Raw genomic sequence first — 12,270 nt, 5'->3', positions numbered from 1 at the left:
TAAAATACTGACAGTGGCGGCAAGCCCTGACATACCAAACTAAGGAGAGGATCTCTCATGAAAAAGTTTTGGATTATCGTCGTGATTATTGCTGTGATTGCAGGCGTCGTGTACTATCAGAAGGCCAACAAGGGCCAGCAGGCCTCTCAGACCGCCAGTCAGCCGGCTGCCCAGACGGAAGGCGACAAGAAGGTTGAAGAAGCAAAGGCTGCCGTGAGCGACGCCGCCCAGAAAGTGGGCGATGCTGTCGCCGCGAAGGCAGAAGAGGTAAAGACAGCTGTCGCCGATAAGGCTGCCGAGGTGAAACAGGAAGTCGAACAGAAGGTCGAAGAAGTGAAAGCCGCTGTTGCCGACAAGCCTGCAGAGGCCAAGGACGCCGCTGCTGATAAGGCCGCTGAGGTCAAGGACGCTGCCGCCGACAAGGCCGCTGAAGTTAAGGACGCCGCCGCCGACAAGGCCGCTGAGGCTAAGGACGCCGCCGCCGACAAGGCCGCTGAAGTCAAGGACGCCGCTCCGGCTCCTGTCCCTGCCGATCAGCCCAAGCCCGAAGAGCCTGCTAAAAACTAATTCTTGTGTAAAAAGCCTGCCGGTTTATCCGGCAGGCTTTTTATTTGCGTCGAGAGACAAGTTTTTTGATGGACAGTTTTGGGGCGCCCGTTTCCCGAGGGGCCGTTTAGGTCCCAAGCCGTTAAAAGGCACAACGTCTTTTAACAATGGCGTTAAAAGCCCAGTAAAAACAAAGCCTCGTGCGATGGAACCGCACGAGGCTCTTATCATCTGGCTCCTCGAGCAGGACTTGAACCTGCGACCTAGTGATTAACAGTCACCCGCTCTGCCGACTGAGCTATCGAGGAATAACGGACGTATTATAGCGCCGGCTCCTGTTTGGCGCAACCGAGCAGGGCTCCGGGAACCTGTTATAATAAAACACAATGGCGTTGTGATAAAGCAAAGCGCGGCGAACGCGCGAAGGGAGGAACGTCCTGTGCGCGATTTTTTTGTCGGGGGGGCGAACGATGCCAGTTCAGTTCTAATGGAGCACTACCGGCATCTTCACGCCCACCCGGAACTCAGTTATCACGAGGAGGAGACGGCTCGGTACGTGGCTCAAGTACTCGGCAGGCTGAACCTTGATGAGATTAAAACGGGCGTCGGAGGTCACGGCGTCACGGCTCTTCTCGCCGGCCAGTCGGGCGGGCCGGTCATCGGCCTGCGGGCCGACATGGACGCGCTGAGCATTACAGAGACGACCGGATGTCCGTTCGCGTCGCAGAACCCGGGCGTGATGCACGCCTGCGGGCACGACGGACACACGGCTATCCTGCTGACAGTCGCCCAAATCTTAGCGGCCCATAGGGATAAGCTGCCGGGGACGGTCAAGTTTTTGTTTCAGCCGTCTGAGGAGTGCACGCCGCTGGGCGGATCCCAGCTGATGATTCGCGACGGCGCGCTCGAGAACCCGCACGTTGACGCGATCCTTGGCCTGCACCTGTGGCCGACGCTGCCCTGCGGTTCTATTGGCCTTCAGGCCGGCGCGGTCAGCGCCGCGTCGGATCACCTGAACATCACCGTGCTGGGCAAGAGCTGTCACGCGTCCATGCCCGACGGCGGAATCGACGCGATCGTGGCCGCTTCCAACGTGGTGATGGCCCTTCAGACGGTGGTGAGCCGAAACGTGCCGCCAGCTCAGGCCGCTGTGGTGACAATCGGCACGATGAGCGGCGGAACGCGCTACAACATTCTGGCCGACCGGGTCGAGATGGAAGGCACGGTTCGCAGCTTCGACGAGGGGGTACATGACCATCTGCCAGGCTGGATCGTTCGGACTGCGGAGAACGCGGCGAAAGCTCTCGGGGCGACGGCTCAGGTGAAGTATGAGCGCGGTTACCCGCCGACGGTCAACGACCGCCGGCTCGTCGAGCTGCTGGAGCCCGTCGCCTCTGACGTGACCGGCGGAAAACTGCTGACTGGACTGCCAGTGCCGCCGACCGGCGAGGACTTCGCGTTCTTCGCCAAGGCTCGGCCGTCGGCGTTCGCGTGGCTTGGCTGTCGGCCTGACGGCGTTTCCCCGGAAGATATGCCGCCTCTGCACAACTCGTCATTTCTGCCCGCGTCTGACAGCCTAAAATTGGGCGTCCTGTACACCTGCCACGCGGCGCTGGCTCTGATGAGCGCTCCGAAGGAGGTCTTTGCATGAGCCTTGATTTTGAAGATCTGGTCCGGCGGACGGTCGAGCGTCGGCGGCTGTTTCACCGGCACCCGGAGACCGGCTGGACCGAGTACTACACGACGGCAAAAATAGCAGAGACGCTTGAGCCGCTGGGGCTTGGGATAACGTTCGGCGGCGAGTTCGTGAAGCCTGAAACGGTGATGGGCGCGCCGGCCGATCGGGACGCTCACCGCCGCCGGGCGGTCGAGTGGGGCGCCGACCCCAAAATTGTGGGCCGAATCGGCGACGCCACGGGGCTTTTGGCGATGATCGACACGGGGCGTCCCGGCCCTCTGACTGCCCTTCGGTTTGACATTGACTGCGTTGACGTGACCGAGTGCAGCGAGGCAAGTCACAGGCCGACGGCTGAGGGATTCCCTTCGGAAAATCCGGGCGAAATGCACGCCTGCGGCCACGACGGGCACACCGCGATGGGGCTGGGGTTGGCCGAGCTGCTGACTTCAAATCTCGACGGGCTCAAGGGAAAAATCCTTTTAGTCTTCCAGCCTGCCGAGGAAGGCGTTCGGGGCGGCTACGCTTTTGCGGCCAGCGGCGCCGTCGATCAGGCCGATACGTTCATCGCCCTGCACCTTGGCCTTGGTTTTCCCACAGGCACTGTTTTCGGCGGAACGGACGGCTTTTTGTGCACCACCAAGTTCGACGTGACCTTTACCGGCGAGGCAGCTCACGCCGGCGGGGCGCCTGAGCTGGGCCGAAACGCCCTGCTCGGCGCGGCGGCCGCGGCGCTGAACCTGCACGCTATTGCGCCGAACTCTCACGGGGTCACCCGAATCAACGTGGGCGTCCTGCGCGCCGGCGAAGGCCGCAACGTGATTCCTCCCAAAGCGTTCATGAAGGTTGAAACTCGCGGCGGGACAGACGAGCTCGAACAGTACGTCTACGGCCGGGCGATGGAAGTCATTCGCGGCGCGGCGGAGATGTACGGCCTGACCTCTCAGGTGGAGAAGGTCGGTCAGTCCATCGGCGGCGCCAGCTCGCCCGAGCTGGCCGAGCTGGTCTGCCAGGTTGCTCGGGAAGTCCCCGGCGCGGTTGACGTTCGGCCCCGGCGGCTCATGTCGGGCAGCGACGACGCCGCGTGGCTCATGAAGACCGTTCAGGATCGGGGCGGACTGGCGACGTACATTGGCCTCGGCGCGACGACGAGCGCCGGACACCACAACGCCCGGTTCGACTTCGACGAGGCGTGTCTTCCGATCGGGCTTCGCCTGCTTGAAGGGGTGGTGCGCCGTCTCAACGGGTAGCCTTCTTTTTGCGGCACTGGGAAATAAAACTAAAGATATCAAGGAGGGCATTATGGCTGAGCTGCAGAAAAAACGAAGCGGATTTGAGCGGTTCATTCACGGCGTGGAGGTCGTTGGCAATAAACTGCCTCACCCGTTCTGGCTGTTCATTTACCTGTCAATTATTGTTCTCGTCCTGTCGTACTTTCTGTCCAAGGCCGGCGTTTCGGTCACCTACATGTCCGCCGGCAAGGCGGGCGCCGATGCCAAGGAAACGACTGTCGCGGTGGTGAACCTTTTCAGCTACGAGGCGCTGAGAAAGTACTTCGCCAACTTCGTGCCGATTTACACGAGCTTTGCGCCCCTCGGGCTGATTATGACCATGACGCTGGGCATCGCCCTGCTCGAGCAGTCCGGGCTGATCTCCGCGTTCATGCGCAAGGCCATTCTGGGCGCCCCGTCGTGGGCGATCACCGCCACGTTGGCTGTTGTCGGCATTAACGCCAACTTGGCCAGCGACGCGGGCATTATTTTCACCCCGGCCATCGGCGGCGCCATCTTCAAGGCGCTGGGCCGCAACCCGTGGGTCGGCATTGCCACAGGGTTTGCCGCAGGCTGCGGCGGGTTCACCGCCAACTTCTTCATTGCCGGAACTGACGCTCTGCTTTCCGGCATTACCCAGTCGGCCGTGTCCGCGTCCGTTTTCCCCATCAACGCGCCTGTGCATCCCCTGATGAACTGGTACTTCCTGATGGCTGCCACGGTTATTCTCACGCTGGCGACCACGTTCGTCACCGAGAAGTTCACCGTCCGCGTCTTGGGCGATGACACGACGGTCAAGGACGATGAGTACCTGGCCCAGCACCGGGTCACAGCGGACGAGAACCGAGGTCTTCGGTACGCCCTCATCGCTCTGGTAATCGTTGTGGCCCTGTTCCTCTACAACATTCTGCCTCAGGGCTCGTTCTTCCGAGCTGACAACGGAGACATCGTTCCCAAGTCGCCGTTCCTGTCGGGCATCATCTGCGAGCTGTTCATTCTCTTCTTCATCGTCGGTATCGCCTACGGCTACGGCGCACGGACCATCAAGAAGATGGCCGACGTGCCCCACATGATGGGCAAGGGGCTGGCCAACGGCGTCAGCTTCTTGGTCGTCGTCCTGCCCGCCGCGGCGTTCATTTACTTCTTTGCCGAGAGCCACCTGACCACCGTGCTGGCCGTCAAGGGCGCTGAAATGCTGAAGGCCATGAACCTTGGCGGTATTCCGCTGCTGCTCATGTTTATTTTGTTGAGCTGCTTCGTCAACCTTTTCATGATCTCCGGCTCGGCCAAGTGGCTGATTCTGGCGCCGATTTTCGTCCCCATGTTCTCGGTGGTTGGCTTCTCGCCGGCTCTCACTCAGATGGCCTACCGAATCGGCGACTCCAGCACCAACATCATTTCGCCGCTGTCGTACTATCTCCCGGTCATCATCGGTCTGTTGGAGCAGTACCGGCCCGAGGGCAACAAGCAGGAAGTCGGGATCGGCACGGTTCTTTCCATGTCCATGCCCTATTCCATCGCGTACATAGTCTGCTTCTCGGTTCAGCTGGTCGTGTGGTACCTGCTCAAGCTGCCCATGGGGCCCGGCACGCCGCCGATCATGTAGGCTTTTTGCTCAGAGTTCTAAAGAGGACGCCCGCTCGGGCGTCCTCTTTTTTTTATTTGGCTGAATCCGTCCAGTCCCGGCGTTCTTTCTCTAGCTTCAACAAGGGTTATAATAAGTTAGCTTAACCGATCTGACTGACGGCATTTCGCCGCCAGCCTTTTGCTCAGGAGGCGCGAAATGAAGCGGGTAAACGACGCGTTCATCAGAAATCTGACGGCGGACGACATGCGGTACGACGATTTTTTAACCGGCAAGCGCTGGTATCACAGGCTGTACAATCGAATTTTCTGGGGCGAGAAAAACTCGTGGACTGAGGCTCGAATCGTGCTGGACATGCTCCCCAAGGACTTTTCAGGGCGAATGCTCGATGTGCCGGCCGGCACGGGAGTGTTCACTCTTCAGATGTATCAGCAGCTTCCAAACGCGGAGATCGTCTGCCTCGACTACTCGCCGGTCATGCTGGAGCGGTTCAGGCGTCGGGCGGGGAAGTCGGTCCCGCAGGTCACGCTCACCCAAGGAGACGTGGGGGAGCTGCCGTTTGAGGACGAAAGTTTCGACGGTGTCCTCTGCATGAACGGGTACCACTGCTTCCCCGAAAAAGAGGACGCGCTGAGCGAAATACTCCGGGTCATTCGCCCCGGCGGGTGGTTTGTCGGCTGCACGTACGTCCGCGGCGTTTCGCGCCGGACTGACTTTTTCGTGAAAAATTTGTACACCCGGTGGGGCATATTCATGGAGCCGCATCCGACCGCGTCGGAACTGAGAGCTCGCCTCGCCCGCGACTACACGGTTGAGTGCTGGAAGCCCAGCGGCTCGATGATCTGTTTCCGGTGCCGGAAGCCGTCGAGGGGATAAAGTTCGTCGCCCGATAAAGAACCGGCCGCTTCAGATTTTTCTGAAGCGGCCGGTTCTTTATCGGGCGATTGGCGCGTCGGGCTGGTCGTGCCAGACGACGCGATTGTCTTGGCAGATAGCCCGGACGTAGAGCAGGTGAACTACCGGAATGCCGCGCCGGAGGTACGTCCAGATGAGCCCTTGGGCGAGCGGGTAATTAGCCACTGGAAGGACGAGCCCCCGCGGGAGCTTTAAAATCTCGTCGCCGAGGCCGGTGCTCGTCTCAGGCGTGCCGATGGAGACGAAGCACTTGACCGGGTACGAGTCGAAGAACTTCTGCCGCCGGGCGATGCCGTCGTCCAGCGAGTCCGGGAAGACGGCGTTTTGAGGCCAGCGATTCATCAGCGCTTTGACGGTCGGCTGCGGGGCCTCGAGTAGCGTCTGTTCCATTCGGTCCTGAGAGCCGCCGGGGAAAATCAAGAGGGGAAAGTCCTTCAGGTGGCCGCGCTGGCGCAGGATTTCCAAGGCGGCTGGAAAAGGGAAGTTCGGATCGGTCGCGCCGTAGCTGGACGCGCCGAGCGAGTAGGCGACGACTGGCTGCAGTCCGAGCGTTTGAGCGGCGCAGAGCGTAGCCAAAAGGAAGCCGGGGAACGAGCCGCTGGCGTTGACTGCAATCACGTCGCCGCGTTTCAGCCGGGCGCGGCGGAAATATCCGGCCAGCGCGTCGGCCATTTCGGGCCGGGCGGAAGCGACCTTGTCGCCCCAATGGCCGATATCCGTGACCAGCGGGCTCCACTCCGGGCCGATCAGGCCGCTGTGGTTTGGGTCAGCGAGTTCAAGGCCGCGTCCGGCGTCTTGCTTCTGCTGCCAGAGAACGGCTTCGCACCTAGCCATGAGCCGGCCGGCCGATTCGAGCGCCGGCGCGGGGCGGCTCGTGGAGCAGAGGGCCAGGAGAATAACGGCGGTCAGTCTGATGAGCTTCAAGTCCGAACACCTCGGAGAGAGGGAAGATAAAAATGCGCGGCCGTCCAACGAACGGCCGCGTGTTTTATGAACAGGTTACTTGCTCTTGTTCTTGCGTTCGACGGAGCCGTAGCCGACGAACTTGTTCCACCACTCGGGGTACGGTGTGGTCTTGTAGTTCACGTAGCCCAGCGAGTAGCGCTGCATGAGCTTGTCGCCAAGGGCGAGCCAGCGCTCGTGCCAGTCGGTGGCGTTGGCGCACGCAAACTGGGTGATCAGGTTGATCGCTTCGTCGCGTTTGCCGTCCTTGATGAGTTCGGCGGCCTTGTCCTGAATCATGCGGGTCTGCAGGTACAGCGCGTTCAGCTTGGGCTCCCGGGCAGCGTGAATGTCCTTTCTGGCGTCCTGATAGTGAAGGGTCGCCAGTTCCTGCACGCGGGTGCAGGTCCACCAGCCCGACTTGCTGTCGTAGTCGTGGAACCGGTCGCCGATCGAGTAGAGGGCGGGCAGTTCGGTCATGATGGGCCAAAGCGGGGTGATGTAGGTGGTGTCAGGTGCGCCGTAGCCGTACCAGCTGATGCCGCGGACCTCTTCCGGCAGGTCGCCGCGGACCTGGGCGATGTGGACGTAGCAGGTGCGCATCATGTTGATGGACCGCTCCCACGTGGCGTCGGGGTTTTCCTTAGAGGAGTTGGCGTAGCGAAGCGGGTTGCCCCACGGACCGGCAGCGGGGCCTTTGCTCAGGTCGTAATCGGTGCCGCCGTACCAGTCGCCGGTGATCCGGAACACGTCGTCCACGGTCAGCTTCTTGTCAGGCTTGAAGGACATGGGCATCTCGAGGTCGTCCGGGCCGCCTTTGAAGCTTTCCGGGGCGATGAGCGAGAACACCCGCCACTCGCGGCGCATGGCGTACAGCTCGGTGTTGGGCGAGTACACGTCCGCCGGGCTGAAGTCCTTCATGTTGACGTCTTCTTTGGCGATGAAGCCGTTCTTGACGGCGTAGTCGACCAGGTCGGGGCAGTACATCACGTTGTCCTTGTCGGTCAGGTCAAGGTGGCGAAGCCGAGCCCGGTTGGCGGCCACGAACACTTGATCATCCGGCACGCGCCACGCGGCCCAAATCTTGTTGCCGTAGAACTCCATGATCCAAACTTCGTTTCCGTCGGTGATCGGCATGGTCTCGCCGGAGTCGTACCAGCCGACTTCCTCGACCAGTTTGCCCATGACGGAAACGGCCTCGCGGGCAGTCTTGGCGCGCTCAAGAGCGACGTCCTGAACGACCCAAGCGTCGGCAGAGCCGACGGCGTCTTTTTCCATGATCTGCTGAACTTTCTTGCTCCGCTCGTCGGTCACCTGAACGCCGTTGGTCGCCTCGCCGATGGCCACGCCCTTTTCGTTCATGAACGAGTAGCGGGAGAAGAAATACCGGTACGTGTGAGGAACTTGGTCAATTTCGTCCATCTGCTGAGCGTCGCCCTCGTAGCCGTGAGCGTCCTTGATGATCGGGCGCTTGGACCCTTCCGGCCAGTCAGCTTCAGGAATAATGAAGAGCCGGGAGTTTGCGGTCCGTGAGTCGTCGTTGTGCGTGATCATCGCGCTGCCGTCGGCGGTAGCGTTCTTGCCGATGCCCAGCACGGTGCAGCTCCAGGCGGATCCGGAAGCAAGGACCAGTCCGGCAGCGGCGGCAAGCAGGCCAAGTGTACGTTTCTTCATCGTTCATCCTCCTCGTCGGTCAAATGGTTCGCCACAAGAAATGAGCGCGCGGAGCTGTGCTGCAGGGACTGACTAGTCCCAGAAAACCTTTGACGGGTCTGCCTCGGCGGGGTTGTGCAGGTACGCGCCCAACCCGTTGGCCTTCACAGCCTGATAGTCCGGGAACGAGACCTGAATGGTCCGCTCCGGGTCGCTGAGAAAGTCATTCATGTTGCGCAGCATGGCCAGAGTGCCGGACAGGTGACGGCCGACCCGATCCCAAATGGGAGCGCCGACCGAAATATCGTAGTCGCAGAACAGCAGGCCGTGCTCAGCCGCGGTCTGAAGGAACTCGTCCTTGCCTTCCACCATCAGGTCTTCGGTGATCTTGCCGGCGACCCGGTCGATGAACGGCTCAGGCGTCTCCATCAGGATAACGTAGGGCGTCGGTGCGAAGTCGCCCACTTCGCGGTGGGACAGGCCGCGCAGCCCCTTCGGCGAGGACTCGCACTTCATTGGGAAGTCGGTCGCCGTGAGCTCCATCGCGGCCATCATCGCCATATCAAGCGCCCGATCGTGGGCCACGTACGTGGCGACCACCGGGTACATCAGGGACGCCTCGTGACTGTCCACGAAAAGGGTTACTTTTTCCTTGCGGGTCAGCTCCATCAGGGCGAACGCCAGCTGTTCGGTCAGCGAACCGCCGGGCCGGCCCGGGTAGGAGCGGTTCAGGTTGCGCGAGTCGGTGTAGTCCAAGTTCTGGCCCGACGGGTAATGAACGTAGGTGAACGGGTCAGGCCACTGATCCAGCGGCGAAGAGTTGCGGTCTCCGATGCGGACCCGCTTCTCGCCCCAAGGCGTTTTGATGCCGAAGGTGAGCGGGTAGGCGTTGCCCAGCATGCCGACCGTCGCGCCGCTGCGGTTGGCGTGAGGAATGACGAACACGCGTCCCGCGTCGACCTTAATGTTTTCCATAATGACGTACGCTGAAACCATCGTCGCCGGCTCGTACGGGTGAGTGCCGCCCAAGTAGAGCATCGTCCCGCCCGGCTTGCCCGAATCGAACAGGTACACCGGCGTGTCCATGCCAGTTCCCTTAAGAGGGGCGAACCAGTCGCTGAGCATGTACATTTTCGTGAACGCCGGCGAAACGACGATCGCTTCTCTCGTGTTGCGCAGCTCGACGAACTGTTTGCCGCCGAAAAACGCCAGCACGAGCGCCAGCGCGAGGAAGACCAGCTGACGGATCGTCTTGCCGGTCTCGTACGCGCCTTGAGCCTGAGAAGAGTTCTGAGTCATTGTCCGGCCTCCCTACTTGATGTGCAGCGCACGGAGCAGGAAGGGGATAATCGTGTAGGCGTAGACGATATCGTACACGATAGTCCTGCGGGTGTTGCGGGCGAACAGCCCACGCAGCAGCACCAGAGCGACCACTCCGGACATGATGAAATAGAACTGGTGAATGATTTCATTGGCGAAACGAAGAAATTCGTCCATCTGTCCGGCCTCCTTAATAGACGATGAGCCAACGGAACTTGTTGGCGAAAATCAGCATGACCAGCGCCACGGCCGCCATGAAGACGGCAGGCACGACGATGGACCGCAAGAACGACATATACGAGCCCTTATAGTCCGAAACCTCAATCGCCACGCGGCCGGAAATGCGGGACGGCGGCAGGCAGTCGCCCAGCGGGTAAATCAGGCTCAGCGCCGTCGCCACGATGGTCACGTTCACGCCGATGGAGTTAAACAGGAAAATCAGAGGCGTGCCGAGGATAATGCCGCTGCTGTAGCTCAGCGAGCCTTGGGCAAACGGCAGAACGATCGGGGCGAACACGTAAATCAGAGCCACCGGCAGGGTGACAAACGTGATGGCGATCAGGCCTCTCACGCCGGTAGCCGTCATGATGTTGACCAGAACGCCGACGCTGATAACCGTTGCAAGCAGCGGGAACACCTGCTCGGTCGTCTCGTTCAGCACCTTGAGCCAGCCTCTGGCGCCGACCTTGCGGGGCGACAGGAGCATGGCGACCAGCGTGGAGAGAATGAAGATCAGCGGAATGCCCAGAATGGGCACGTAGAACGCCGCGTACTTGGACGCCAGAATCAGCGCGATGAAGACAACGAGCGGCGTCAAAATCCGGAACCAGCTCATGCCCTCGGGAATCGGGGGCAGGGAGTCAAGGATCACCTGTTTTTCCTGCGGCTTGGCGCCCCGGAGCAGGTAGAACACCGTGAAGATCGTGATCAGGATAATCGGGGCCAAGAGCGGCACGTCGAAGCCCACGTAGGGCATATTCGCCTGAGCGCACATCAGCATGACCCACAGGTTAATCGGCGGCGCCACGGCGGCCAGCATCGACGTCACGTAGATGAACGACACGATTCGGTCGTCTCTGATGCCCATAAACCGCAGCACCGTCGCGACCATGCCGCCCACGACGAACATGGAAACGCTGCCGGCGCCGGTCAGAGCTCCGGGAATGAGCATGATGACCGCCAGAAGGAAAAAGAGCGTCCATCGGCTGTCGTAGAACCGGTCGACCATCTTGCGCACCAGCGTGTCCATCGCGCCGGTTTCCTTGTAAAAGTTGATGAAAATTGAAGCGGTGAGGAACGTGAACGCCACGTCGAAGTAGGTGAACGTCCCTTCGACGAGCAGCCGGACGGGAAAGCCCAGCCGGCCGACCAGCGCGCCGACGACTGCCGTGATGACCATGGAAATCTCCGGTGACTTAAGTTTCCAGCTGGCTAGGGCGAACGTCACCACCATTGCCGCTAAAACAATTGATGTCTCCGCGTACATAGGGCACACATCCTCCAATCAGACAAAGCGCCCGGATAAGGCGCGTCAGAGGCCGTTACTTCTTGTACATCGCCTCGGCGTAGGCCTTGAGATCCATAGCGCTGTCAAGGTACGTAATGGGAATGTCGTGCTCATGGGCGAACTCGGTGAACCGTCCGTCCTCGTCGCTTTCCTTGTTGACGACAATGTAGTCGGCGTAGGGAAGAACCGTGTCGATGGACCGCTCGTCGGCGCTGCCGGGCTTCCCGCGGCGGGCCTTGCCTTCGATATGAGCAGTCACAATCTGGATTCCCAGACTCTTCGCCCGGTCGAGCATCGGAACGAGCCGGTCGATTTCCTGATCGATCGTGATGCCCGAAGCGCCCAGCCCTTTGGCGGACGACCCAATAACCACTACCATCGTCTTGAACCCGCCGGCTTCCACGTCGTCGGCCTTCGGTTCGGCGTTGTACGTCAGCCCCTGAACCCCGGCGCGGGTGAACAGCAGACGTCCCATCTTGCCTCCGGGTCCCTGCCCAGCGTTGGTAATCAGCAGAGGATCGTTGCCCTTGGGAACATCAGCGCCGCTCAAAGCGGCAAAAGCCGCGCTGCCCATCAGCATGACTGCCAAGGCGCTCAATGCGAGAATGCGTTTCATCCAACCAGCCTCCTTAGAGAATAGGGATACCCCTAAAATAAGGTGCATCGAACTTGAAATGCACAGGGCACAAAAGCCTGTAATTCATTCTATCCTGCTCTGAGCGTTTTGTGGGGAAACTCGTTCGAAGACGGAATATTCGTTTATCTCAAGAAAATTTAATAAGCTGACAGTCCTTCGCTCAAACGAGTTGGACCGAAGGGCCGGCCGTCAAAAAACGGGAAGGGCGCATGGCCCTTC

11 protein-coding genes and 1 tRNA gene are annotated in these 12,270 nt (G+C 60.6%); 5 read left to right on the top strand and 7 right to left on the bottom strand.

What is annotated here, in order from left to right; genetic code table 11:
* Positions 1-57 precede the first annotated feature (57 nt).
* Positions 58-567 (top strand): late embryogenesis abundant protein, encoded by a 510-nt coding sequence (locus JONANDRAFT_RS06290; RefSeq protein WP_008523229.1) that lies wholly within the window; start codon positions 58-60, stop codon positions 565-567.
* Positions 568-778: 211 nt separating this feature from the next.
* Here the strand turns inward: JONANDRAFT_RS06290 and JONANDRAFT_RS06285 are convergent.
* Positions 779-854 (bottom strand) — tRNA-Asn (locus tag JONANDRAFT_RS06285).
* Positions 855-985: 131 nt separating this feature from the next.
* Between JONANDRAFT_RS06285 and JONANDRAFT_RS06280 the strand changes: the two genes are divergently transcribed.
* From JONANDRAFT_RS06280 to JONANDRAFT_RS06265, 4 genes are all read left to right on the top strand, one after another.
* A complete protein-coding gene (locus tag JONANDRAFT_RS06280; RefSeq protein WP_008523227.1) occupies positions 986-2,197 on the top strand; it encodes a M20 metallopeptidase family protein in 1,212 nt (403 codons plus the stop codon).
* A complete protein-coding gene (locus tag JONANDRAFT_RS06275) occupies positions 2,194-3,471 on the top strand; it encodes an amidohydrolase (RefSeq protein ID WP_008523225.1) in 1,278 nt (425 codons plus the stop codon). Before JONANDRAFT_RS06280 ends, JONANDRAFT_RS06275 begins: the two co-directional genes overlap by 4 nt.
* Positions 3,472-3,523: 52 nt before the next feature.
* Positions 3,524-5,098, top strand: a complete 1,575-nt coding sequence (locus JONANDRAFT_RS06270; protein ID WP_008523223.1) for an AbgT family transporter — start codon at positions 3,524-3,526, stop codon at positions 5,096-5,098.
* 177 nt (positions 5,099-5,275) lie between these two features.
* Entirely contained in the window at positions 5,276-5,953 is a 678-nt protein-coding gene (locus JONANDRAFT_RS06265) for a class I SAM-dependent methyltransferase (RefSeq protein WP_008521718.1), read from the top strand.
* 57 nt (positions 5,954-6,010) lie between these two features.
* On the opposite strand, the gene pgsW is transcribed toward JONANDRAFT_RS06265, so the two are convergent.
* From pgsW to JONANDRAFT_RS06235, 6 genes are all read right to left on the bottom strand, one after another.
* Complete coding sequence (gene pgsW / locus JONANDRAFT_RS06260) at positions 6,011-6,916, bottom strand: poly-gamma-glutamate system protein (RefSeq protein WP_008523220.1); 906 nt, start codon at positions 6,914-6,916, stop codon at positions 6,011-6,013.
* A 75-nt stretch (positions 6,917-6,991) separates the two neighbouring features.
* Positions 6,992-8,608, bottom strand: coding sequence for a dipeptidase (locus JONANDRAFT_RS06255; protein WP_008523219.1), 1,617 nt, complete (start codon positions 8,606-8,608; stop codon positions 6,992-6,994).
* Positions 8,609-8,680: 72 nt separating this feature from the next.
* Complete coding sequence (locus tag JONANDRAFT_RS06250) at positions 8,681-9,886, bottom strand: M14 family metallopeptidase (protein ID WP_008523218.1); 1,206 nt, start codon at positions 9,884-9,886, stop codon at positions 8,681-8,683.
* Between the two features lie 12 nt (positions 9,887-9,898).
* Entirely contained in the window at positions 9,899-10,084 is a 186-nt protein-coding gene (locus tag JONANDRAFT_RS06245) for a hypothetical protein (RefSeq protein ID WP_008521714.1), read from the bottom strand.
* Between the two features lie 13 nt (positions 10,085-10,097).
* Complete coding sequence (locus tag JONANDRAFT_RS06240; protein WP_008521713.1) at positions 10,098-11,393, bottom strand: hypothetical protein; 1,296 nt, start codon at positions 11,391-11,393, stop codon at positions 10,098-10,100.
* 55 nt (positions 11,394-11,448) lie between these two features.
* Positions 11,449-12,030 carry a DUF6305 family protein gene (locus tag JONANDRAFT_RS06235; RefSeq protein ID WP_008523217.1) on the bottom strand — a complete coding sequence of 194 codons (582 nt, stop codon included), beginning with the start codon at positions 12,028-12,030 and terminating at the stop codon, positions 11,449-11,451.
* Positions 12,031-12,270: the final 240 nt, after the last annotated feature.

This window comes from Jonquetella anthropi DSM 22815, assembly GCF_000237805.1.
Classification (GTDB): Bacteria; Synergistota; Synergistia; order Synergistales; family Dethiosulfovibrionaceae; genus Jonquetella; species Jonquetella anthropi.
Note: the sequence above shows the minus strand (reverse complement) of the source record. Positions and strands in the feature narration are given on the sequence as shown.

Bases quoted from the DNA above. Each gene is read 5' to 3' on its own strand.
- JONANDRAFT_RS06290 (WP_008523229.1), top strand. From the start codon at position 58: ATGAAAAAGTTTTGGATTATCGTCGTGATTATTGCTGTGATTGCAGGC.
- JONANDRAFT_RS06275 (WP_008523225.1), top strand. From the start codon at position 2,194: ATGAGCCTTGATTTTGAAGATCTGGTCCGGCGGACGGTCGAGCGTCGG.
- JONANDRAFT_RS06270 (WP_008523223.1), top strand. From the start codon at position 3,524: ATGGCTGAGCTGCAGAAAAAACGAAGCGGATTTGAGCGGTTCATTCAC.
- JONANDRAFT_RS06265 (WP_008521718.1), top strand. From the start codon at position 5,276: ATGAAGCGGGTAAACGACGCGTTCATCAGAAATCTGACGGCGGACGAC.
- JONANDRAFT_RS06255 (WP_008523219.1), bottom strand. From the start codon at position 8,608: ATGAAGAAACGTACACTTGGCCTGCTTGCCGCCGCTGCCGGACTGGTC.
- JONANDRAFT_RS06250 (WP_008523218.1), bottom strand. From the start codon at position 9,886: ATGACTCAGAACTCTTCTCAGGCTCAAGGCGCGTACGAGACCGGCAAG.
- JONANDRAFT_RS06245 (WP_008521714.1), bottom strand. From the start codon at position 10,084: ATGGACGAATTTCTTCGTTTCGCCAATGAAATCATTCACCAGTTCTAT.
- JONANDRAFT_RS06240 (WP_008521713.1), bottom strand. From the start codon at position 11,393: ATGTACGCGGAGACATCAATTGTTTTAGCGGCAATGGTGGTGACGTTC.
- JONANDRAFT_RS06235 (WP_008523217.1), bottom strand. From the start codon at position 12,030: ATGAAACGCATTCTCGCATTGAGCGCCTTGGCAGTCATGCTGATGGGC.